The following is a 279-nucleotide window of genomic DNA, read 5'->3' as shown; positions in this document are numbered from 1 at the left end:
TGAGCTGATCTCAGCGACTTGCCGTCAGGTATTTGTATTCGAAGTGGGTCAGGTGGAGTGCTGCGGTGACGATGTCGCCGATTCTGCGTGGGCTGGCGGTGGTGTGACGGAGTGTCTTCCAGCGTCCGATCAGGATGGCGAAGCCGCGTTCGCCCTGCCACCGCAGGCCGCGTAGCAGCCGGTTGTAGAAGCGGTTGTCGGGGGCGAGTCGGCTGCCGTCGGTGGGTTGCTTGACCGGGGTCTTGATGCCCTGGCCTGCGCCTTCGTAGCCGGAGTCGG

The 279-nt window shown here is 64.5% G+C and carries 1 protein-coding gene; it reads right to left on the bottom strand.

Annotated elements, in window-relative coordinates:
- Positions 1-10: 10 nt before the first annotated feature.
- The coding region (locus tag ACFHWT_RS31585) for a transposase family protein (protein ID WP_416598375.1) at positions 11-279 on the bottom strand (269 nt) is incomplete at its 5' end.

Source organism: Micromonospora sp. LOL_021 (genome assembly GCF_048060215.1).
GTDB lineage: Bacteria > Actinomycetota > Actinomycetes > Mycobacteriales > Micromonosporaceae > Micromonospora_E.
Note: the sequence above shows the minus strand (reverse complement) of the source record. Positions and strands in the feature narration are given on the sequence as shown.